A 21363-nucleotide genomic window follows, 5' to 3' on the forward strand; every position below is an offset into this window, starting at 1 on the left:
CGTGGCGCGGGTGACGATCCTGATGGCGACACGCGATCCGGGTCCGGAGCTGCGCGATCAACTGGAAAGCCTCGCGGCGCAAACCCATCGGGATTGGCTGTTGATCGTAGGTGACGACAGCCAAAGCGACGTCGCGCGCGACCTATTCGCTGAGTTCGCGCGCAGCCATGATGTGCAGATCGTGAGAGGTCCGCGGACCAGCGCGGGAGGAAATTTCCTGTCTCTGCTGCGGGGGATCGACAGCGGGCAGCAGGATTTCATCGCCTTTTGCGATCAAGATGATGTCTGGCTGCCGGATCGTCTCGCGCGCGGGATTTCCAGTTTGGGCGAAGGGGAAGCTGCGCTTTATTGCAGCCGGACTTGGGTCTGCAACGCTGATCTGGAGGACAAGCGCCTTTCCATCCGACACACCCGCCCGCCGTCGTTCCGCAATGCACTGGTGCAGAATATCGCGGCGGGAAACACCATTCTCCTGAACCCGGCCGGGGCCGAACTCGCCATCTCTGCGGCGCGCGAATTGCAGGCCGCGCCGCGTCATGACTGGTGGCTCTATCAGCTGTTCACCGGGTGCGGCGCGCGGGTCACCAATGATGCGGAGCCCACGGTTCTCTACCGCCAACACGGGGGCAACGCGGAAGGGGCGAATGTCAAAATGCGCGCCAAGATCTCGCGACTCGGGCGCATGCTGTCCGGCGATTGGCGGTGCTGGATTGACGAGCAATGTGCAGCGCTCACTGCATCGGCGCATCGGTTCACGCCCGAGAACCGGGCCATTTTCGATCGCTTTGTTAGGATGCGCGAAGCGGCGTTTGCGACCCGTCTGAAAGAATTCGCCCGGCTGAGGCTCTATCGCCAAAGCCGGGCGGCAACGCTTGTCCTTTGGATCGGGGCCGTGTTTCGGCGGATTTAGGGTCTTAAATCCGGAAGATCGGCTGCAGCAAGCGCGGCAGAAGACCCTTGAACTTCAGCGGCGCATCGGTGGCGGCGAGGCAGATGCAGACATCCTCCATCCCCGCGATCGGCGTGTGATCGAGATCGTCATCCGCCACTTCCACATCGCCGACGCCAAAGCGCCCGGTCTCGTCCGAGAAGGACCCCTGCAACACGAGCGTCAATTCGAGCCCGCCATGCGTGTGATCCGGCACCGCCATCCCCGGCGGAATATACAGAAGTCGGGCCGACCCTTCTTTGTCCTCGCTCAGAATGGCCTGCTTGATGCCGCCGCCCAAGGCCCGCCAGCGCGGACTGTCGGCGCCCATCGCCTCGACCACAGCCCCCGGATAGATCCCGGCGCGCGCGGGTTGCTCAGCGACGATCACATCGTCGTCGTCCAACCCGTCAAACACACGTCGCCGCAAATCGTCGCTGGGGGCCATGCCTTTCAAGTCATCCAGAACCAGCCCGCCCGCCAGTTCCTCTGCTTCGAGCCGTGCGCGACACTCGTCGCACTGGCTCACATGCGCCGCCACGACCAGCGAAAACGCATGACCCAGCGAGCCGGTCGCGTAGGACCGAACCAACCAATCGGGCAAGTGATGCGTAATCTCGGTCATTCTTCTCTCAGATCCCTTAACTCGTGTCTAAGCTTCTCCAGCGCCAGCCGGATCCGCGATTTAATCGTCCCAAGGGCGAGACCCGTCGCCTCGCGTATTTCGGCCTGTGTGAGTTCGCCCACATAGGCCCGCTCGATGATCTCGCGCTGCGCTTCCGGCAGCGCCTCGATCGCTTCGCGCAGCTGCGCCGCTTCCTGTTCCAGCCCGATCGCCGCATCGGCCTCGCGGGTTTCCCGCGTCTCGGCCTCGGCGATCAGCTCGTCTGGAACGGGCCGAGGCCGTCTTCGGATCACATCAATCTGCCGATTGCGTGCAATCCGGTAAATCCATGCCGAGGCGCGTGCCCGCGTCTCGTCGTAAAGATGTGCCTTCCGCCAGATCGTGAGCATCACGTCCTGAACTACATCCTCTGCCGCCGCCTGCGTCATGCCGGAGCGAACCAGCATCCCCTTCAGTCGCGGCGAGAAGTGATCATAGAGCCGCGCGAAGGCCAGTTTGTCACGCTTGTCGCGAACGGCGACGAGCCAATCGGTCTGCTCGCAAGCCGCCTCGGGCGTCGGTTTCGCTGATTTCCTGTCGTCCATTCTCTTCCCGGCAAAGGCCTGACCCGCCGCGATTGGCGGGGTCCCTGTGGTGTCGAAGTTGATGGTCGCATCTCTCAGCATGTGACCGATACGCAGCTTATGAGATAGTGGTTCACATGCGATGCGAAAAAACTTCTGATCCAAACGGTAATATGCACCGTTACGCCTTCAAGAGTTTGGGAGAATTCGAATGTCATTTGATGCCCTGCATCCACATGCGCAACGCATCGCGATCATCGGATCCGGGATTTCCGGCCTGGCGGCGGCGTGGCAACTCGCCCCGCATAATCGCGTCACCATCTATGAGGCGGAGACGCGGCTTGGGGGGCATTCGCGCACGATCACGGCGGGGCGCAACGGCGATCAGCCGGTCGATACTGGCTTCATCGTGTTCAATTACGCGAATTATCCGCATCTGACTCGCCTGTTCTCCGAGCTCGACGTGCCGGTCGAGAAATCCGATATGAGCTTTGGCGTGACGATCGATCAGGGCCGGATCGAATATGCTCTGCGCGACCTGAACAGCCTTGTTGCGCAGAAGCGGAACCTCGCCCGGCCGGGCTTTCTGCGCATGGTCGCGGATATCGCGAAGTTCAACGCCAAGGCCGTCTCTGTCGCGCAAAGCGATGAGGTGACGATTGATGGCCTTCTGGATGAGTTGAACCTGGGCGAGTGGTTCCGGCGCTATTACCTGCTGCCGATCTGCGGGGCGATCTGGTCCACGCCCGCCGATCAGATCGGCGCGTTCCCCGCGAAAAGCTTGCTCCGTTTCTACGAGAACCACGCATTGTTGTCGGCGACCGGTCAGCATCAATGGTGGACGGTCTCGGGTGGATCAATTGAATATGTGAAGCGGCTGGAGGCCGCCCTGCGCCTGCGCGGCGTCGAATTCCGCACCGGCACCCCGGTCACCACGATCGAGCGGCAGCGCAATTCAGTCACTATTTCGGCGGAAAAGGCTCTTCCGGATCAGTTCGACCAGGTCATCATCGCCACCCATTCCGATCAGGCGCTCAAGCTGCTGGCCAAGCCGACCTCGCAGGAACACGCGGCGCTTTCGGCGGTCCGCTATCAGCCCAACGACGTCTATCTGCATCGCGACGCGGCGCAGATGCCGCGCCGACGCGCTTGCTGGTCGAGCTGGGTCTATCAGGCGCAGACCCGCGCGAATGAGACGCGTCTTGGCGTGACCTATTGGATGAACAAGCTGCAGAACATTCGCGAGAGCGATCCGCTATTCGTCACGCTGAACCCCGACGCGCCGATTGCCGAGGAGACGATCTACGATCACGAGGTCTTCTGGCACCCGGTCTTCGATCGCGCGGCGCTGCGGGCGCAGGGCGAAATTCAGTCGATACAGGGTCTGAATCGGACGTGGTTCGCCGGCGCGTGGCTCCGTCATGGTTTCCACGAGGATGGGTTCGCTTCGGCGGTTCGTGTCGCGCGCGAGCTTAACCGCGGGGCGCAGCCGCAGATCGACTTCGAAAAGGTGCCCGCATGAGTGGTGAGTTTTGCCCCGGTCATACGGTTCATGCCCGGCGGGGCGCGATTTCCCACCAGTTCCGCTATCACGTCGATTACGTGATGATCGACCCCGACGCGCCGGGTCCGTGGCCCCGGATTTTCTCGCGTCGCGGGCGTAACCTCGCGACGGTGCATGACAAGGATTACGGCGGCGCTCCCGGTCGCGGCGCGGGGGCCGCGTGGGTCCGCAAGCAGCTCTCGCGTCACGCTGCGCCAGAGATCGCGCGGCTGCGGCTTCTGACACAGCCGAAGATCCTCGGGGCCGGGTTCAACCCGGTGAATTTCTGGCTGGCCTATGACGCGCAAGACGACCTGCGTGCCGTGATCGCTGAGGTGAACAATACCTTCGGCGATCGGCACTCTTATCTTTGTGCCACCCCCAATTTCGACCCTATTTCAGCAGAAACCGAGCTTCACGCCGCGAAAATCTTCTACGTCTCCCCGTTCCAGACCATTGCCGGGGAGTATCGTTTCCGCTTCGACATCGGAGCCGAGCACATCCGCATTCGCATCGATCACCGCAATGGCGAGGAGGGCGTCGTCGCGACCCTCGCGACGCAGCGCCGCAAACTGACTTCGGCGGCGCTTCTCGGTATGGCGCTGCGCCGTCCGCTCACCCCAATCCGTACACTCGGCCTGATCTACTGGCAGGCCCTGCGGCTCAAGCTCAAAGGCGCCCGCTACCTGTCGCGGCCCACACCCCCCAGCGAGGAGATCAGCCAATGATGCCTTTCCTGACCAACCGCATCCGCAGCGAATTCCTCGCGACCTGCGAGAAGATCGAGCATGGGACGCTCTATCTGCGCCTGCCCGATGGTGCCGTGCGCCGCTTCGGTCGCGGAGAGCCGCAGGCCGACATGGAAATCTGCGACTGGCAAGCCGTGGTGGCGATGGCGTCTCGCGGCGATGTCGGGCTGGGTGAGGCCTATATCGCGGGGTTGTGGGAGACGTCCTCGATCGAGGCGCTTCTCTCGCTTGCGCTGAAAAACCTCAAGGTCGTCGACGGTTATGCCTATGCGGGCTTCTGGTCGAACCTGAAGTTCCGCCTGATCGACCGGCTGATGCGGGCCAATTCGCTGCGCGGCGCGTCGCGCAACATCCGGGCGCATTACGACGTGGGGAACGAGTTCTACCAGCTCTGGCTCGACGAGGGGATGAGCTACTCCTCTGCGCTGTTCGCGCCGGGGGATAACGATCTGCACCGGGCGCAGAACCGCAAGCTCGACCGCATTCTCGACCAGATGGGCGACGGGGAGCAGGTGCTGGAAATCGGTTGCGGCTGGGGCCATTTCGCCGAACGCGCGGCCGAGCAGGGGCGTCGCGTCACCGGGATCACGATCTCGCCCAGCCAGAAAGGCTATGCCGATGCGCGGCTCGACGGGCGGGCCGATATCCGGCTGCAGGACTATCGCCACACGCCGGGAAAATTCGACCATATCGTCTCGATCGAGATGATCGAAGCGGTCGGCGAGCGCTATTGGCCGAACTATTTCCAAACCGTGAAAGATCGCTTGGCGGAGGGCGGTTCTGCGATGATTCAGGCCATAACAGTGTCTGATTCCTACTTTCCGAAGTATCGCGAGACCTCCGATTTCATCCGGCAATACACCTTCCCGGGTGGCATGCTTCTGTCCGATGGGGTGATCCGCGATCAGGCGGCGAAGGCCGGGCTGGCGGTGAAGGAAAGCTTCGCCTTCGGGCAGGACTATGCCGAGACCTGCCGGCAATGGGCCACCCGTTTGAAAGAGCGCAGCGCGCGGGCCACCGAGCTTGGCTTCGGGCCAGAGTTCCTGCGCAACTGGACCTATTATCTCGAAGCCTGCGCGGCGGCATTCGCGGTCGGCCATACCGATGTGGTGCAGGTCCAACTGGCACATGCGAGGGCGTAACATGATGTTAAAATTGCTTTTCACCCTCGCGGTTCTGATCCTGGCGGCTCTCTTGATCCGGCATTTCTTCTTCTCTTTCCCGGCGCAAAAGTCTGCGGATTACGCGGCCGAGAGCCCGGAATTCGACATTCGCCGGGCGTTCGAGGGCCCCGTCGAGGCGCATGGCATGATCTACGGCCCCGACGGTCGCGTCACCTCGCGCTTCCGTGCCGTGATGACCGGGCGGTTCACCAATGAGGGGGGCGTGATCGAGGAGGAGTTCGAATATGCCTCCGGTCGGCGACAGAGCCGCGCCTGGAATATCCAGTTCGGGCCGAATGGCGAGATCAGCTCGACCGCCGACGATATCGAAGGGCGCGCCGAGATGGAGCAGTCGGGCAATGCGCTGCGGATGCGCTATCGGCTGCGGCTGCCCGAGGATGCGGGCGGCCACGTGCTCGACGTGACCGACTGGATCTACCTGATGCCGGACGGGACGCTGCTGAACCGGTCGCAGATGCGCAAATTCGGGATCAAGGTGGCGGAGCTGTTCGCCGTCATGCGCCCGATGACCGAACCGGCCGAGTGATCACTCGAAGCAGCTTGCGCGCCCGTCTTTCTGAATCGTCGCCGCGCCGTCCATGATCGACTGCGCGCGGCGCGACAGGAAGCTGCCGGGCTTCGCCGCCGAACGGTCCTTCGGGTCCGGCAGGACGCCAGCGATCAGAGCGGATTGGCGGGCGCTCAACTTGTCGGGCGTGGTGCGGAAATAGCGATGCGCGGCGGCATCGACGCCAAACGCGCCTTCGTCGAATTCAGCGACGTTAAGATAGATTTCCAAAATCCGCTTCTTGCCCCAGATCGCCTCGGCCAGCGGCGTCATCGACGCCTCAAGCGCCTTGCGCAGCCAGTTTCGACCCTGCCAGAGGAACACGTTCTTCACGGTCTGCTGCGTGATCGTCGAGGCGCCGCGATTGGCGCCATCGTCGATTGCCTTGCGGATCGCGCGCATGTCGAAGCCCCAGTGGTTGCAGAAATTCGCATCCTCCGCCGCGACGACGGAGCGCGCGAACACGGGCGCGATATCCTCGATCGGCACCCATTTCTGATCGACTGCGCCAAGACGCTGGCGTTCGCTCCACATCGTCCAGGTGGTCGGCGGATTAACGAACTTGAACAGGACCATCAGCACAAGCACCAGCGCAACGAGCCCCATCACGCCCCGCAGCGCCCATTTCAGGGCGGTGCGGAAAGGCGCGCGCATGCTGCTGGAAACGCTCGATTTCGTGCTGCGTTTGGCGGGTTTGCGGCCCGGTTTTTTCTTGCTCTTAGCCATGTGCGTATAAGTCACAGCGCGCCCCGAGGGGTCAAGCGACAAGCAGAGCCAATTCCGGTCCACGCGCGACCTGTCGCGCGGTTACCATGGTTTCTATCGGCGCATCGGACACCCGTTTCCACGCGGCGCGTATCTCGCGCGCGACCCTGTGGTCGTCTTCGAGGACGACATTGCCGGGAAACAGGCTCTCGGTCGGCGCGCCCTCGGCCATGAGGATGTGATGGCGCGCGAAAAGCAGGTGGCGGTACTGCACGCGCGGGCGCGGAGCCACCCGAATGCTCTTGCCGTTCACGAGATGCTTGGCGGCGACCAGAACTTCGCTATGGGCGCAGGCGATCTCGGCGCGCCAGCCGCGCAGCAACATCCGATGTTGTTGAGACACGTAAAGCGCGCGTCGATTTCCCATAGCCCCCGGCGCGAACCGGATCGGCGCATAGGCCCCGACGCCGCGACAGACCCTGCCACCCGTCCAAAGGAGAGGCTGCGGCCCGTCGTCCTGGGTCATGACGAGATCGCCCGCCTTGAGCCGCTCCACCGGTCGCGGTCCCTCGGGCGTGTCGATCCGCGTCCCGGCGAGGAAGCATTCCGGCCCCAGATCGCCGATCGGCGCCTGAGTGCTCTGCGTGACATAGGTGGAGCTGATGAAGGTCGCGTTGTGGAGGATCGTGCCGTCGGACGGCGTGAACACGGCGCTCCCGTCGCGCAGGTAGAACGTGTCGCCGGTGATCGTCTCTTGCACGCCGTTCGGACGCTCGATGGTGATCGTGTCGCCACGCCAGACATCTTCGACGCGTTGGCCGTTGATCGTGTCGCGGGCGCCGTTGCTGCTGGAGATCCAATTGTCATTATTCCGATCGACAATTTCATATGTCGTCGGCGAAAGCGCCGTACCTTCCGCGGGCGGATTGCCCGGATCCATGACGTAGAACTGGTCGTAATAGGTTGCCATTTTCGCTGCTCGAGTAATGTTATTATGAATTATTCGTTACTTGGTAAGCAGAGATCAGGGCGACACAAAGGCGCCTGTGCGGCGCAAAGTTAACTACGGGTTAAAGAGTGACATCCCGGTCACAGCGCGTTTAGAGGGCCGAGGGGCCCACCATCCGCGCGAGATTTCCGGTGGCACCTTCGGTGATTTCCTCGCCGGTGAAGGCTGTGGTGCCCCCCGAAGACAGGGCGGATTCGAGCCGTTCGTGGAAATCTTCCGGCAAGGGGATCTGCAGCACGCGACCGCTCGCATGGCCCAGCGTTTTCATCCGCTCGAGGATTTCGGCGGCGGTGCCCTTCTTAAGCAAGATGAACACAGCCGAGCCGCCTTGCGGTAGGCTCTCGCCCGCTTCGCGCAGGAAAGAGTCGTTCAACCCAAGGTCGGTGAACTTGCCGGACACAGCGCCCGCGCCCGCGCCGATTGCCGCGCCAACGACCGGCGACAGGAAGACGAGCCCGAGCAGCCCGCCCCAGACAGCGCCACCGATCGCGCCAAGCGCCATCGTGTTGCTGTTTTCATGAACGTTAATCTCGCCGCTTTCGTCGCGGGTCACGACGACAATATCCTGCGACCGGAAAAATCCTTCTTTTTCCAGCGCTCTGAGTTCCTCGCGCGTCGCGAAGCCCGCGGCCTCGGTTTCATGCGCCATCACCAACAGTTCGGACATCGTTACCTCCAGACAGAACAAAGGGCGAAGCATGTGCTTCGCCCTCTGAAACGGTTCCGTAGGGGAAAGAGTTCCCTTATTCCGCCGGCATCGCCTGCGGTTCGTCGCTGAGCGGGTAGGACAGATGCGCCAGCATCTCCTTCGGGCAGACCTGCAGGAAGTTCGCCTTCTCGGTCTCCCAGTGCTGGAGAATATCGGCGCCTTTGCGCGAGCCCGTCTCGGCGACGTGACGCTCGATCAGGCCTTTCAGCTCGGCTTCCCAATGCTCGTGGCCCAGACCGCAGGTGACGAGGCTTTCGAGATTGATCAGCTCTTCCGCCGTGTTGTCCGGATCGTAGAGATAGGCCATCCCGCCGGTCATGCCCGCGCCGAAGTTCGGGCCGATCGAGCCGAGGATCACCGCGACGCCGCCGGTCATGTATTCACAACCGTTGGAGCCGCAGCCCTCGATCACCACTTTCGCACCCGAGTTGCGCACCGCGAAGCGCTCGCCTGCGCGGCCTGCCGCAAACAGGTGTCCCTCGGTTGCGCCGTAAAGCACGGTGTTGCCGATGATCGTGTTCTCGGAGGCGACCAGCGGCGAGGCCATCGGCGGACGCACGACGATCATGCCGCCCGAGAGACCCTTGCCGACATAGTCGTTGGCATCGCCCGACACTTCGATCTTCAGACCCGGGGCTGCGAAAGCGCCCAGCGACTGACCGCAGGAACCGGTCAGCTTCACCGTCAGGTGGTCCGACTGCAGCGCGTTGCGCATCCCGAAGTTCTTCACGATGTGCGAAGAGGCGCGCGTCCCGATGGTGCGCAGCGTGTTGCGCACCGCGTAGGAGAGCTGCATCTTCTCGCCTTCCTCGAAGAAGCGATGACCATCCTTGATGATCTCCGCATCGAGCGTGTCCGAGACCCAGTTACGCGGCTTCGAACGGTCGTAGACGATCTTGTCCCAGCCATCGACGGTGATCAGGAGCGGATTGAGGTCCAGATCGTCGAGATGGGCCGAACCGCGGCTCACCTGGCTGAGAAGATCGGCACGGCCGATCACCTCGTCGAGCGAACGCGCACCGATCGAGGCGAGGATTTCGCGTACTTCCTGAGCGTAGAAGGTGATGAGGTTCACCACCTTGTCCGCGGAGCCGGTGAACTTGGCGCGCAGCTCCGGGTCCTGCGTGCAGACGCCCACCGGGCAGGTGTTCGACTGACACTGACGGACCATGATGCAGCCCATCGCGATCAGCGCGGCGGTGCCGATGCCGTATTCCTCGGCGCCCATCATCGCGGCCATCACGATGTCGCGGCCCGTGCGCAGACCGCCATCGGTCCGCAGGGTGACGCGTTCGCGCAGGTTGTTCATCGCGAGCACCTGATGCGCCTCGGTCAGACCCATCTCCCACGGGAGACCGGCATATTTGATCGAGGTCGCAGGCGATGCCCCGGTGCCGCCATTGTGGCCCGAGATCAGGATGATATCGGCTTTCGCCTTCGCCACCCCGGCCGCAATCGTGCCGACGCCCGAGGACGCCACCAGCTTCACCGTCACTTTGACCTTCGGGTTGATCTGCTTGAGGTCGTAGATCAGCTGCGCAAGGTCTTCGATCGAGTAGATGTCGTGGTGCGGCGGCGGCGAGATCAGGGTCACGCCCTTGGTCGAGTGCCGCAGACGCGCGATCAGGTCGGTGACCTTCATCCCCGGAAGCTGACCGCCTTCGCCGGGCTTGGCGCCCTGAGCGACCTTGATCTCAAGCTCTTCACAGTGGTTGAGGTACTCGGCGGTCACACCGAAACGACCCGAAGCCACCTGCTTGATCTTCGCCGACGGGTTGTCGCCATTGGGCTCGGGCACGAAATGCGCCGGGTCTTCCCCGCCTTCACCCGAGTCCGACTTCGCGCCGATCCGGTTCATCGCGACGTTCAGCAGCTTGTGCGCCTCGGGCGACAGGGCCCCCAGCGACATGCCCGGCGTCACGAAGCGCTTGCGGATCGAGGTGATCGACTCGACCTCTTCGATCGGCACCGGCTTGCCCAACGATTTGATATCCAGCATGTCGCGGATATGGATCGGCGGGTTCGCCCGCATCATCGAGCTGTATTGCTTCCACAGATCGTAGCTCGCGCGGTTACAGGCCGATTGCAGCATGTGCATCGACTGCGCACCCCAGGCATGGGCCTCGCCGGTGCGGCGGGCCTTGTAGAAGCCGCCGATCGGGAGCACGTCCTGACCGCCTTTCCAGCCCTTGGCGTGCACACCTTCCAGCGCGTGCTGGATACCGTGCAGACCGATGCCGGAGATGCGCGAATGCATGCCGGGGAAGTATTCCGCGACCATTGCGCGGGACAGACCCACGGCTTCGAAGTTCAGACCGCCGCGATAGGAGGAAATCACCGAAATCCCCATCTTCGACATGATCTTCAGCAGGCCGGCGTCGATCGCATCGCGATATTTGCGCATCGCGTCGACCAGCGTGCCGCCCAGGAGGCCGCGGTCGATCCGGTCGGCCAGCGTGTCCTGTGCGAGATAGGCGTTCACCGTGGTCGCACCCGAGCCGATCAGCACTGCGAAGTAATGCGGGTCGATACATTCCGCCGAACGCACGTTGATCGAGCAGAAGGTCCGCAGGCCTTTCTGCGTCAGCCAGCTATGCACGGCCGAGGTCGCGAGGATCATCGGCATCGCGACCTTGTCCTCGTCCTGCTCTTCATCGCTCAGCACGATATGAAGCGCACCCGAGCGCACCGCATCCTCGGCTTCCTGACGAATCCGGGTCAGACCCTCGCGCAGCGCCTCCTGATCGGCATTGGCCGGGAAGGTGCAGTCGATGATCGTCACCTGCTCGCCGAATTCGTTGAGCATGTGATCGAATTCGGAATTCGCGAGGAACGGGCTTTCGAGAATCCAGATCTCGGTCTGCGAGCTATCTTCGTCCAGCACGTTCTTGAGGTTGCCGAACCGCGTCTTGAGCGACATCACCCGGCTTTCGCGAAGCGAGTCGATCGGCGGGTTGGTGACCTGGCTGAAGTTCTGACGGAAGAAATGGCTCAGCGGGCGGTATTGCTTGGACAGAACCGCAGGCGGCGTGTCGTCGCCCATCGAGGCGATGGCTTCCTTGCCGTCCTCGGCCATCGGCGCGAGGATCTGTTCGATCTCTTCGACCGAATAGCCTGCCGCGACCTGACGCTTGCGCAGGGTGCTGCCCGAGAATTTCGGGTTCTCCGGCACGTCCACGAGGATCGCGTTCAGATCGGTGACCTTGCCGACCCATTCGCCGAAGGGCTGAGCGGCGGCCAGTTTGTCCTTGATTTCGGTGTCGTGGTAGAGCTTGCCGTCGCGCATATCGACCGCGATCATCTGACCCGGACCAAGCGCGCCTTTCTCGACAACGCTCGCCTCGTCCACCGGCACCATGCCCGCTTCCGAGCCTGCGATCAGAACGCCGTCACCGGTGATGACATAGCGCAGCGGACGCAGACCGTTGCGGTCGAGACCGCCACAGACCCAGCGACCATCGGTCATCGCGAGCGCGGCGGGGCCGTCCCACGGCTCCATCACGGCGTTGCAATAGGCATACATGTCCTGCCACGCGGAGGGCATAGTGTCGGTGGATTTCGACCACGGCTCGGGGACGAGCATGGTCTTCACCATCGGCGCGTTGCGGCCCGAACGGACCATCAGTTCGAACACCGCATCGAGCGCGCCGGAGTCGGACGCCCCCGCCGGGATGATCGGCTTGATGTCTTCGGCGCTGTCGCCGAAAGCCGAGGAGGCCATGCGGATTTCATGGCTCTTCATCCAGTTGGTGTTGCCCTTGATCGTGTTGATCTCGCCGTTATGCGCCAGCATCCGGAAGGGCTGCGCCAGCCACCATTGCGGGAAAGTGTTGGTGGAATAGCGCTGGTGATAGATCGCGAAGGCGGATTCGAAGCGCTCGTCCTTCAGGTCGGGATAGAATTCCGCGACCTGCTCGGCCAGCATCATGCCCTTGTAGATGATCGAGCGGCACGACAGCGAGCAGATGTAGAGCCCGTTGATCTGTGCCGCGATCGCCGCTTTCTCGATGCGGCGGCGGATGATGTAGAGTTCGCGCTCGAACTGCTCCTCGTCGATATCCTTGTCGTTGCGGATCAGGATCTGCTCGATCTCGGGGCGGGTCGAATTGGCCTTCTCGCCCAGCACTTCGGTGTTCACCGGAACGTGGCGCCAGCCGTAGATGTAGTGACCCATCCGCAGAACTTCGGATTCCACGATCGTGCGGCAGCGCTCCTGCGCGCCGAAATCGGTGCGCGGCAGGAAGACCTGACCGACGGCGACCATTTTCTCCATGTCCGGCTCGTGGCCGGTGCGGCGGATCTGGTCGTAGAAGAAGGGGGCGGGGATCTGGACGTGGATGCCCGCGCCGTCGCCGGTCTTGCCGTCGGCATCGACCGCGCCGCGGTGCCAGATCGCCTTCAGCGCGTCGATGCCGTTCTCCACGACGCGGCGCGAGGCCTTGCCGTCGATCGACACCACGAGGCCGACGCCGCAGGACGCCTTCTCGTCTTCTTCCTTCCACAGTGAATTCTCGTTCATCCACTGGCGTTTCGCTTCCTCGGCGGCCACCCAGGCTTCGTCATATTTGGTCATTGCAGTGCCTCCTTGGAGAAAGAGCGGGAAAGGGGGGCGAGGCTGACTTGCGTGGGCCGAAGATCGGCCTGCGTCATCATCAGGTCGCAGTCATATTCGGGCGTCTCGGTCGAGAAACCGGGATCGCCGGGAAAGTCGAAGCGCACGGGGCTGTCGTCGTAGCTCACGACATCGCCCTGATCGTTCTCGAACCGCTCCGCGCCGCTGAAGAACACGCGATACTTGCGCGAGATATATTGCGTGCCGGTGCGGGTCGCGACGGTCTGGCCGTTCTGGTCATCCTCGCGCAGATCGAAGGTGATCGTCTCGAGCGGGACATCGTCGATGCTGAGCGATTTTCCCGTAAGGGTATCGCTGCCGACAAAGCGGCGCAGCCCGCGAAAATTCGACCGCGTGACGAAATCGTAATCGTCCGTGCCCTCCGACAGGAGCGCCGAGAACGAGGGAGCGTCTTTCGACGCGCCCGGATCGAACACCTCGATCTCGCCGGTATCGGTCGACACGCTTTCGAGCCAGCGCGTTTCGGCATCGATATGGCTCAGGTAATAGATGCCCTCGCCATCGGCGAAGGCGGTCCACAGATCGCCCTCCGGATCGGCGGCGCAGCGGTAGTAATTGGCAACCTGACAGTTATGCATCTGCACGGTCATGAAGACCTCGCAGCCCTGCGGCGGTGCGAAATCCGCGGCATGCGCCGGCAGGGCGCTGAACAGCCCCCCGCAGATCGCCATGCCGAGAAAATTCGACCGCATCGCATGCATTCCTTTTCAGATCGACAGGGCGCGGATCACTCCGCCGCCACCGCCGCCACGTTTTCGAGATAGCGCAGGATCGAGCCCGCTGCTTCGCGCCCGTCGCGGATCGCCCAGACGACGAGGCTCGCGCCGCGCACGATGTCGCCGACTGCGTAGACGCCGGGGATCGAGGTCGCGTGGGTGCCGAATTGAGCCTTCACGGTGCCCCAGCGGGTGGTCTCCAGATCGTCGGCCTCCCAAGCGCCGGGCAGGTCCTCGGGCTCGAAGCCGAGCGCCTTGATCACCAGATCGGCCTCTTCGTCATAGATGCCGCCCTCGATCTTCTCGGGGCTCTGACGGCCGGACGCATCCGGAGCGCCGAGACGCATCTGCTGCACAGAGCAGTTGGTGACCGGGTTGCCCGAGAAGCCCGCAGGCGCGGAGAGCCAGACGAATTCCACGCCTTCTTCCTCGGCGTTTTGCACTTCGCGCTGCGAGCCCGGCATGTTGGCGCGGTCGCGGCGGTAGAGACATTTCACCGACTTGGCGCCCTGACGGATCGCGGTGCGCACACAGTCCATCGCGGTGTCGCCGCCGCCGATGACGACGACGCGCTTGCCTTCCGCGTTCAGCGTGCCGTCTTCGAACTCGGCCACGTCGTCGCCGAAGCTCTTGCGGTTGGAGGCGGTGAGATAGTCGATCGCGCGCACGATCCCGGCGGCATCCGCGCCTTCGTCGGTCAGCTCGCGCGTCTTGTAGACGCCCGTCGCGATCAGAACCGCGTCATGCTTGCCGCGGATCGCGTCGAAGGAAATATCGGTGCCGACATTGCAGTTCAGCACGAACTCGACGCCGCCATCTTCCAGCTGCTTCACGCGCTGCATGACGATGTCTTTCTCCAGCTTGAAGCCGGGGATGCCATAGGTCATCAGCCCGCCCGCGCGGTCGTAACGGTCATAAACGGTGACCTGAACGCCAGCGCGACGCAGCGCGTCGGCGGCCGCCAGACCGCCCGGGCCCGCGCCGATGATGCCGACGCTCTCGGCGCGCTCGGTCGCCGGTTTGATCGGCTTCACCCAGCCCATGTCGAAGGCGGTGTCGGTGATGTATTTCTCGACCGCGCCGATGGTGACGGTGCCGTGGCCCGACTGTTCGATCACGCAATTGCCTTCGCACAGACGGTCCTGCGGGCAGATGCGGCCGCAGATTTCCGGGAAGGTGTTGGTGGCCTGGCTCAGCTCGTAGGCTTCCTGCAGACGGCCTTCGGCGGTCAGGCGCAGCCAGTCGGGGATGTTGTTGTGGAGCGGGCAATGCGTGTGGCAATAGGGCACGCCGCACTGGCTGCAGCGGCTCGCCTGCTCGGCAGCCTTTTCGGCCGCGAATTCGCGATAGATTTCGTTGAAATCATGGGAGCGCACGTTCGCGTCGCGCTTCTGAGGCATCTCTTTCGCCGTCTTGACGAACTTGAGCATCGGTTGCTTGGCCATTGTGGCGCCTCCCTAGAAAACCGGTGGGTGCGCATTGCTACACCGCCTTCCACAGCAATAAAAGTAAGCAAGACTGACCTAAATGCGTGTTTTTTGCGAGAGGCGCGCTGGAAGGCACCTCAAATTCGCTCAAAATAGGTCAGCTTCGTTTACTTTATTGCTGCTTTACCCTGATTTTCTTGAGGATGGCGTGCTGCCGAAAAGCGATTCGCTCCCGGTCAGCCTAGCACACCGACCGCCGCAAGGCTCAGCAAGAGCCCGCCGAACACGATCCGGTAGATCGCGAAGATGGTGAAACGGTGCCCCTGAATGTAGCCAAGGAGCCATTTCACCGCGACGAAAGCCGTGACGGTCGAGACGACGAAAGCGATGCCGAGCCCGGCCCAATCCTCGTTGCCGCCGGTCCCGTCCTTCAGTTGCTTGAGCAATTCGTAACCGCTCGCCGCGTACATGGTGGGAATGCCGACGAGGAAGGCGAATTCGGTCGCCGCGGCCCGGTTCGAGGTGCCCAGAAGCATCGCCACGAAAATCGTCGTCGCCGAGCGCGAAGTGCCCGGAAAGACCCCGGCCACGATCTGCGCAATCCCGACCGCGATCGCGACGCGCCAGAAGATCTGGCTGTTATCGGCCTGCCGATCCGCGACGCGTTCCGCAAACAGCATCCAGAAACCGCCGATCACCAGCGCCCAGGCGACGGGCTGGATCGTTGTCGGCAACTCGAAGCCCATCTTCTTCACGATCAGGCCCAGAACGGCGGTGATCAGAAAAGCGACGGTCAGCTTCGCGAGATAGTCGCGGTTCTCCGGATTGCGCCAGTTGAACAGCAGCTCCATCAGGCGACGCCAGTAGATCAGCGTGACGGCGAGGATCGCCCCGGCCTGAATGACGATATTGTAGGTATCCGAGCGTGTGCCGAGCCAATGTTCGGCAAGAATGAGGTGACCAGTGCTCGAAATCGGGAGGAACTCGGTGATCCCTTCGATGACACCGAGCAAAACATCGTTCAGATAGCTCAAGAATACCGCCTATGTCAGAAGCGCGCCGCAGGCAACGCGGGGAGGAGGGGTTATGTCTTGCGAAGATTCTTCGCGGAAGCTTTGATGTCGTCATATTGGCCACCGGGACGGAAGCGCCACAGGTAACCGGGCATCACAGCTTCCATTGCCATAGGCTGAATTCCGAGATCGGCAAAGCCTTTGGCGCCCTCGGACACGACATTGTCAGCCTGCAGGTTCTTAACCTGATCGCGCGTGAGGATGCGGTTCGTGAACAGCCCGCCGGTGACCGCCTGACCCAGATCGAAGACGCCGCCGAGGATGCTCGCGATCCAGCGCGGCAGCGACAGCACGAGACGGCGGCGGTGAATCACCGTCAGCATCTGCTTCATCAGGTCGTGGAAGGTCTCCACATCCGGCCCGCCGAGTTCATAGGTGCCGGGCGAGACTTCCCCATCCGCCGCCATCACGGCGACCTTCGCGACATCATCGACGAAGACCGGCTGGAATTTCGTGTGGCCACCCGTGATCGGAAGGATCGGGGTGAAGCGCGACATCGAGGCGAATTTGTTGAAGAACCCGTCCTCGTTGCCGAAAATGATCGAGGGGCGCAGGATCACGGCCTGCGGATAGGCATCCAGCACCGCCTTCTCGCCTGCAGCCTTGGTGCGGGCATATTCGCTCTCGCTGTCGGGATTGGCGCCGATGGCCGAGATCTGCACCAGTTTCGGCACATCCATCTCTGCGGCGATCCGCGCCACGCGGCCCGCACCTTCGGCTTGCACGGCGCCGAACTTGTTTTTGCCTTCGTTGACGAGAATACCGACGCAGTTGATCACCGCATCCGCGCCCTGCATTGCCGCGCGCACGCTGGCATCGTCGCGAATATTGCAGAAGACCGGCTCGACTTGCCCGACCGCACCATAGGGTTTGACGAAAAGCGCCTCGTTCGGACGCCGGACCGCAACGCGAATCCGCCAACCGTCCTTTGCCATGCGCTGCGCGATATAGCGCCCGACGAACCCCGAACCGCCGTAGATCGTAACCAGCTTGGACATGGGCAGAGGCCTTTCCTTGCAAGAATTTCGTTCTTTGATTACCGCCTCGCCCCCGCGGGAACAAGGCCAAAGACCCGAAGAGTCGAAGCTTGCGAATTTTTCGTGTCGATCCCCGTTGACAGTCCCAGCGCCGCTCTGTATCTCGCGCTCCACGACACCTGCCCAGGTGGCGGAATTGGTAGACGCGCACGGTTCAGGTCCGTGTGCCGCAAGGCGTGGAGGTTCGAGTCCTCTCCTGGGCACCATTACTCAAAAAGTCGCGCAACTCATCCGGGTTGCGCGACTTTTTCGTTTCCGGGCTGAGCGTTTTCGCGCAGGGACGCGCGCGCTGCGGCTTATTTCCTGCGGAAGAAGCGCGCGCGGTCGTAAAGCGCCTCGAGCCGCGCCATCCGGGCCGAGGTTTCTTCCCAGGTCAGCGACTGAATCGCCGCCATGAGCGTTTCCACGAGAACCTGAATCGCGACCGTCGAATCCCACGCCGAGGGCGCTTCGATCTGCGCCGAGAAGCGATAGCGCGCATGGGCCGCGGCGGGCGAGACCCAAGGGTCGGTGATCAGCACCACTTCCGCGCCCTGCTCGACCGCCATCTCCACCAGTTGCAGCACGCTCGATTCGTAGCGGCGAATGTCGAAAACCAAGAGCACGTCGCCCTTCTGCATCTCCAGAAGCGCGGGCGGCCAGCTGTTCGATAGCGGCTCGAGCAGCTCGACGCCGGGGCGGATCACTTTCATATGCGCCACGAAATAGGCCGCGATCGGGCCGGTGATCCGGCCCCCGGTCGCGAAAATGCGGCGTTTCGGATCGGCCATCAGCGCGGCGGTGGCGTCGAACTCGGCATGGTCGATCTGCTTAAGCGTCGCCTGCAGATTGCCCAGAACCGTATCGGCGAAGCGGTTGATCATATGGGTGTCGGGCGCATCCCCCGCCCAGCGATCGTGTTTGACCAGCGGCGAGACAAGCTGCGCCTCCAACTCGTCGCGCACCGCCTGCTGCAGCCCCGGATAGCCGCCATAGCCCATCTTCTGCGCCAATCGCACCACGGTGGGAGAAGACACTTCGGCCGCCCGCGCCAGTTGCGCCACCGACCCCAGAAGCGCCATCGGATAGTGGCGCAGGATATGTCCGGCGAGTTGCTTCTCGGTCCGGGTCATCTCTTCGATGCCCGTCCGGAGCCTGTCTTCGATGCTTTGCGTCGCTGCTGACAAATCGGGCACCCCCGTGCGAATCAAGTTAGAAATGATTGTAACAGAATTTTCTTCTCTGAAATTTTCTTGACAGATGCGACATGGCGGAGCGAGCCTGACCGCAGGACGCGACGTAGAATCGCGCCGCTCAACAGAGAGGGACCGATTTGAACAGCGCGCATGTAGCGGTGGAAATCGAAGGCGCGGATCGACCGGGTGAGGTCGTTCTGGTCTGCGAACATGCGTCGAATGTTTTTCCGGCGCCTTGGGGCGATCTGGGTCTGACCCCCGATCAGCGCGAGGCGCATATCGCTTGGGATCCCGGCGCGCTGGGCCTTGCGCGCGGTCTGGCGGCAAAACTGCACGCGCCGCTGGTCGCGGCCCGCCAGTCGCGCTTGATCTACGATCTCAACCGCCCGCCGCATCATCCGGGCGCAATGCCCGTGACCTCCGAGATTCACGACATTCCCGGCAATGCGGAGCTTTCGCCCGAGGATCGCAGCGCCCGCACCGAGGCGCTTTACCTGCCGTTCCACGCCGCGCTGCGCGGTCTCATCGCCGAGCGGTTGGCACGCGGCAGGCCGACGACGCTGATCACCGTGCATTCCTTCACGCCGATCTGGTTCGGCAAGCCGCGCGCGGTCGAGCTCGGCGTGATTCACGATTCCGATCCGAGCCTGGCCGAGGCGGTCCTCGATGAAGCCCGCCGTGTGACCCAGCTCGATGCGCGTCTTAACGAACCTTACTCCGGCGCGGATGGCGTCTGTCATACGCTCGCGCTGCACGCCACGCCGATGGGGCTGCCGAATGTCATGCTGGAGCTGCGCAACGATCTGATCGCCGATCCCGCCGCGCAAGAGGCGATGGCCGCGACGCTTGCCCCGGTGCTGCAAGCCGCGCTGTCGCAGATCACCGCAAATAACGGGGAGGCCGCCTGATGCCGCGCTGGAGTGTCGCCTATGTCCGCCTGATCGAAGCGTTCAACCGCCGCTTGGGCAAAGTGGCGATGTATCTGCTCTACGTGATGATGGCGATCATGCTGTTCTCTTCGGTGACGAAGATCTTCGAGATTCCCGCGCTCTGGACGCTCGAAATGGCGCAGTTCACGCTGGTTGCCTATTACATGCTCGGCGCGCCGTGGACGCTGCAGGGCGACACGAACGTGCGGATGGACCTGCTGTATTCCCGCTGGTCGCCGAAAGGGCAGGCCTGGTGGGATGCCTTCACCGTTTTCGCGCTGATGTTCTACCTCGGGATCATGGTCTACTCGGCCTTCGATTCCACGGTCTATTCCTTCGAATATAACGAGCGGAACCCGACCGCGTGGCGCCCGGTGCTGTGGCCGATCAAGGTCATCATCACCTCGGGCTTCGCGCTTCTGTTCCTGCAGGCCGTGGCGCTTCTGATCCGCGATGTCGCGACTATTCGCGGAGAGGAAATCTGATGGATCACAATACCATCGCCCTTTTGATGTTCTCGACGATGCTGCTGATGATGCTGACCGGTCAGCGCGTCTTCGGCGCGATCGGCTTCGTCGCGGTCGTCGCGGCGTTCTGGCTCTGGGGGCCGGGCGGCACGCAGATGGGCTTCGGCTCGGTGATGAAGCTGATGAAATGGACGCCGCTGCTGACGCTGCCGATGTTCGTCTACATGGGCTACGTGATGTCCGAGAGCCGTCTGGCCGAAGACCTCTATCGCATGTTCCACGTCTGGTTCGGGCCCTTACCTGGGGGGCTCGCCATCGGGACGATCATGCTGATGGTGATGATCTCGGTGATGAACGGGCTGTCGGTCGCTGGCATGGCGATCGGGGCAACGATCGCGCTGCCGGAACTGCTGCGCCGGAACTACGACAAGCTGATGATCTCGGGGGTGATTCAGGCCGGGTCGTCCTTGGGCATCCTGATCCCGCCTTCGGTCGTGCTGGTGCTGTTCTCGCTGATCGCGCGGCAGCCGGTGTCGGAACTCTGGCTGGCGGGCGCGGTGCCGGGGCTGCTGATGGCCACGCTTTTCGTCGCCTATATCGTGATCCGCTGCAAACTGAACCCGGACCTTGCACCGCCGATGGATGCGGAAGAGCGCGCCGCGATCACCATGCGCGAGAAGCTGCGCCTGCTGCGCGCGGGCCTGATGCCGGTCTTCATCTTCGTTGCGATGATGGTGCCTTTTCTCAAAGGCTGGGCGAGCCTGACCGAAGCCTCGGTGATCGGCGCGCTGGCGGCTGTCTTCGCGGCGGCGATCAAGCGGCGTTTCACCTGGCAAGTGTTTCAGGTCGCGACCGAGAACACGCTCAAGATCACTGTGATGTTCATGCTGATCATCACCGCGGCGCTGTCCTTCGGGGCCGTGTTCGACGGTCTGGGCGCGGGCCGCGCGATTGAGGATTTCTTCACCGACAGCCTCGGCCTCGGCCCGTGGCAGATCCTGATCCTGATGCAACTGAGCTTCCTCGTGATGGGGATGTTCCTCGACGACACGGCGATGCTGGTGATCGTGGCCCCGGTCTATGTCTCGCTCGCCCGGCATCTGGGCTTCGACATGATCTGGTATGGTGTCCTTTATACCATCACCTGTCAGGTTGCCTATCTGACACCCCCCTTCGGTTATAATCTGTTCCTGATGAAGGCGATGGCGCCGAAGGATTTCACCCTGCCGGTGATCTACGCCTCGGTGATCCCCTTCGTGGGCGTAATGGTTCTGACGCTAATTCTCGTGATGATCTTTCCGCAGCTGGCGCTCTGGCTGCCGCATGCGGTGCTTGGAAGATAAC

Annotated in this window: 19 protein-coding genes and 1 tRNA gene; 9 read left to right on the top strand and 11 right to left on the bottom strand. The window is 62.8% G+C overall.

The window, feature by feature from the left end; translation table 11 throughout:
- Positions 1 to 10 precede the first annotated feature (10 nt).
- Positions 11 to 910 carry a glycosyltransferase gene (locus tag AXZ77_RS00160; RefSeq protein ID WP_255266550.1) on the top strand — a complete coding sequence of 300 codons (900 nt, stop codon included), beginning with the start codon at positions 11 to 13 and terminating at the stop codon, positions 908 to 910.
- A gap of 4 nt (positions 911 to 914) precedes the next feature.
- Here the strand turns inward: AXZ77_RS00160 and AXZ77_RS00165 are convergent, their stop codons facing one another.
- Positions 915 to 1553 carry a ChrR family anti-sigma-E factor gene (locus tag AXZ77_RS00165; RefSeq protein WP_098409528.1) on the bottom strand — a complete coding sequence of 213 codons (639 nt, stop codon included), beginning with the start codon at positions 1551 to 1553 and terminating at the stop codon, positions 915 to 917.
- Positions 1550 to 2281, bottom strand: coding sequence for a sigma-70 family RNA polymerase sigma factor (locus AXZ77_RS00170; protein ID WP_369679761.1), 732 nt, complete (start codon positions 2279 to 2281; stop codon positions 1550 to 1552). The genes AXZ77_RS00165 and AXZ77_RS00170 overlap by 4 nt, the downstream gene beginning before the upstream one ends.
- A gap of 46 nt (positions 2282 to 2327) precedes the next feature.
- On the opposite strand from AXZ77_RS00170, the gene AXZ77_RS00175 reads away from it, so the two are divergent.
- The 4 genes from AXZ77_RS00175 to AXZ77_RS00190 are packed head-to-tail and all read left to right on the top strand — an operon-like array spanning position 2328 to position 6118.
- Positions 2328 to 3638 (top strand): NAD(P)/FAD-dependent oxidoreductase, encoded by a 1311-nt coding sequence (locus tag AXZ77_RS00175; protein ID WP_098409532.1) that lies wholly within the window; start codon positions 2328 to 2330, stop codon positions 3636 to 3638.
- Positions 3635 to 4387, top strand: a complete 753-nt coding sequence (locus AXZ77_RS00180; RefSeq protein WP_098409534.1) for a DUF1365 domain-containing protein — start codon at positions 3635 to 3637, stop codon at positions 4385 to 4387. The genes AXZ77_RS00175 and AXZ77_RS00180 overlap by 4 nt, the downstream gene beginning before the upstream one ends.
- Positions 4387 to 5550, top strand: a complete 1164-nt coding sequence (locus AXZ77_RS00185; protein ID WP_098412381.1) for a cyclopropane-fatty-acyl-phospholipid synthase family protein — start codon at positions 4387 to 4389, stop codon at positions 5548 to 5550. Before AXZ77_RS00180 ends, AXZ77_RS00185 begins: the two co-directional genes overlap by 1 nt.
- 1 nt (position 5551) lies before the next feature.
- Positions 5552 to 6118, top strand: a complete 567-nt coding sequence (locus AXZ77_RS00190; RefSeq protein ID WP_098409536.1) for a DUF3833 domain-containing protein — start codon at positions 5552 to 5554, stop codon at positions 6116 to 6118.
- Here the strand turns inward: AXZ77_RS00190 and mtgA are convergent, their stop codons facing one another.
- The 8 genes from mtgA to AXZ77_RS00230 all read right to left on the bottom strand — a co-directional run bounded on the left by mtgA (position 6119) and on the right by AXZ77_RS00230 (position 17409).
- Positions 6119 to 6865, bottom strand: coding sequence for a monofunctional biosynthetic peptidoglycan transglycosylase (gene mtgA, locus AXZ77_RS00195; RefSeq protein WP_098409538.1), 747 nt, complete (start codon positions 6863 to 6865; stop codon positions 6119 to 6121). It abuts the gene before it with no gap.
- Positions 6866 to 6896: 31 nt separating this feature from the next.
- A complete protein-coding gene (locus tag AXZ77_RS00200) occupies positions 6897 to 7814 on the bottom strand; it encodes a Hint domain-containing protein (protein WP_098409540.1) in 918 nt (305 codons plus the stop codon).
- A 130-nt stretch (positions 7815 to 7944) separates the two neighbouring features.
- Positions 7945 to 8520 carry a DUF1269 domain-containing protein gene (locus AXZ77_RS00205; RefSeq protein ID WP_176535924.1) on the bottom strand — a complete coding sequence of 192 codons (576 nt, stop codon included), beginning with the start codon at positions 8518 to 8520 and terminating at the stop codon, positions 7945 to 7947.
- Positions 8521 to 8596: 76 nt separating this feature from the next.
- On the bottom strand, positions 8597 to 13135 hold the full coding sequence (gene gltB, locus AXZ77_RS00210; protein ID WP_098409544.1) for a glutamate synthase large subunit: 4539 nt from the start codon (positions 13133 to 13135) through the stop codon (positions 8597 to 8599).
- Positions 13132 to 13887 (bottom strand): hypothetical protein, encoded by a 756-nt coding sequence (locus AXZ77_RS00215; RefSeq protein WP_255266373.1) that lies wholly within the window; start codon positions 13885 to 13887, stop codon positions 13132 to 13134. The genes gltB and AXZ77_RS00215 overlap by 4 nt, the downstream gene beginning before the upstream one ends.
- Positions 13888 to 13922: 35 nt before the next feature.
- Positions 13923 to 15356: an NAD(P)-dependent oxidoreductase gene (locus AXZ77_RS00220; protein WP_098409548.1), complete on the bottom strand. Its 1434-nt coding sequence runs from the start codon at positions 15354 to 15356 to the stop codon at positions 13923 to 13925.
- 218 nt (positions 15357 to 15574) lie between these two features.
- A complete protein-coding gene (locus tag AXZ77_RS00225) occupies positions 15575 to 16372 on the bottom strand; it encodes an undecaprenyl-diphosphate phosphatase (RefSeq protein ID WP_098409550.1) in 798 nt (265 codons plus the stop codon).
- A 50-nt stretch (positions 16373 to 16422) separates the two neighbouring features.
- Positions 16423 to 17409, bottom strand: coding sequence for a complex I NDUFA9 subunit family protein (locus AXZ77_RS00230; protein WP_098409552.1), 987 nt, complete (start codon positions 17407 to 17409; stop codon positions 16423 to 16425).
- A 160-nt stretch (positions 17410 to 17569) separates the two neighbouring features.
- Between AXZ77_RS00230 and AXZ77_RS00235 the strand changes: the two genes are divergently transcribed.
- Positions 17570 to 17654: transfer RNA gene (locus AXZ77_RS00235), tRNA-Leu, on the top strand.
- Between the two features lie 90 nt (positions 17655 to 17744).
- Here AXZ77_RS00235 and AXZ77_RS00240 read toward each other — a convergent pair.
- Positions 17745 to 18614 carry a MurR/RpiR family transcriptional regulator gene (locus AXZ77_RS00240; protein ID WP_078570834.1) on the bottom strand — a complete coding sequence of 290 codons (870 nt, stop codon included), beginning with the start codon at positions 18612 to 18614 and terminating at the stop codon, positions 17745 to 17747.
- A gap of 146 nt (positions 18615 to 18760) precedes the next feature.
- Between AXZ77_RS00240 and AXZ77_RS00245 the strand changes: the two genes are divergently transcribed.
- From AXZ77_RS00245 to AXZ77_RS00255, 3 genes are read left to right on the top strand one after another with little or no spacing between them, the layout of a single operon-like run.
- Complete coding sequence (locus AXZ77_RS00245) at positions 18761 to 19531, top strand: N-formylglutamate amidohydrolase (RefSeq protein ID WP_098409554.1); 771 nt, start codon at positions 18761 to 18763, stop codon at positions 19529 to 19531.
- Positions 19531 to 20037 (top strand): TRAP transporter small permease subunit, encoded by a 507-nt coding sequence (locus tag AXZ77_RS00250; RefSeq protein WP_098409556.1) that lies wholly within the window; start codon positions 19531 to 19533, stop codon positions 20035 to 20037. The genes AXZ77_RS00245 and AXZ77_RS00250 overlap by 1 nt, the downstream gene beginning before the upstream one ends.
- A complete protein-coding gene (locus AXZ77_RS00255; RefSeq protein ID WP_078522176.1) occupies positions 20037 to 21362 on the top strand; it encodes a TRAP transporter large permease subunit in 1326 nt (441 codons plus the stop codon). Before AXZ77_RS00250 ends, AXZ77_RS00255 begins: the two co-directional genes overlap by 1 nt.
- Position 21363 lies beyond the last annotated feature (1 nt).

The organism is Thioclava sp. ES.031 (genome assembly GCF_002563775.1).
Taxonomy (GTDB): Bacteria; Pseudomonadota; Alphaproteobacteria; order Rhodobacterales; family Rhodobacteraceae; genus Thioclava.

What these genes read in the sequence shown, in the direction of transcription:
- AXZ77_RS00185 (WP_098412381.1), top strand. Translation starts at nt 4,387, where the DNA reads ATGCCTTTCCTGACCAACCGCATCCGCAGCGAATTCCTCGCGACCTGC.
- gltB (WP_098409544.1), bottom strand. Translation starts at nt 13,135, where the DNA reads ATGACCAAATATGACGAAGCCTGGGTGGCCGCCGAGGAAGCGAAACGC.
- AXZ77_RS00165 (WP_098409528.1), bottom strand. Translation starts at nt 1,553, where the DNA reads ATGACCGAGATTACGCATCACTTGCCCGATTGGTTGGTTCGGTCCTAC.
- AXZ77_RS00175 (WP_098409532.1), top strand. Translation starts at nt 2,328, where the DNA reads ATGTCATTTGATGCCCTGCATCCACATGCGCAACGCATCGCGATCATC.
- AXZ77_RS00180 (WP_098409534.1), top strand. Translation starts at nt 3,635, where the DNA reads ATGAGTGGTGAGTTTTGCCCCGGTCATACGGTTCATGCCCGGCGGGGC.
- AXZ77_RS00190 (WP_098409536.1), top strand. Translation starts at nt 5,552, where the DNA reads ATGATGTTAAAATTGCTTTTCACCCTCGCGGTTCTGATCCTGGCGGCT.
- AXZ77_RS00250 (WP_098409556.1), top strand. Translation starts at nt 19,531, where the DNA reads ATGCCGCGCTGGAGTGTCGCCTATGTCCGCCTGATCGAAGCGTTCAAC.
- mtgA (WP_098409538.1), bottom strand. Translation starts at nt 6,865, where the DNA reads ATGGCTAAGAGCAAGAAAAAACCGGGCCGCAAACCCGCCAAACGCAGC.
- AXZ77_RS00230 (WP_098409552.1), bottom strand. Translation starts at nt 17,409, where the DNA reads ATGTCCAAGCTGGTTACGATCTACGGCGGTTCGGGGTTCGTCGGGCGC.
- AXZ77_RS00215 (WP_255266373.1), bottom strand. Translation starts at nt 13,887, where the DNA reads ATGCGGTCGAATTTTCTCGGCATGGCGATCTGCGGGGGGCTGTTCAGC.
- AXZ77_RS00255 (WP_078522176.1), top strand. Translation starts at nt 20,037, where the DNA reads ATGGATCACAATACCATCGCCCTTTTGATGTTCTCGACGATGCTGCTG.
- AXZ77_RS00205 (WP_176535924.1), bottom strand. Translation starts at nt 8,520, where the DNA reads ATGTCCGAACTGTTGGTGATGGCGCATGAAACCGAGGCCGCGGGCTTC.
- AXZ77_RS00220 (WP_098409548.1), bottom strand. Translation starts at nt 15,356, where the DNA reads ATGGCCAAGCAACCGATGCTCAAGTTCGTCAAGACGGCGAAAGAGATG.
- AXZ77_RS00200 (WP_098409540.1), bottom strand. Translation starts at nt 7,814, where the DNA reads ATGGCAACCTATTACGACCAGTTCTACGTCATGGATCCGGGCAATCCG.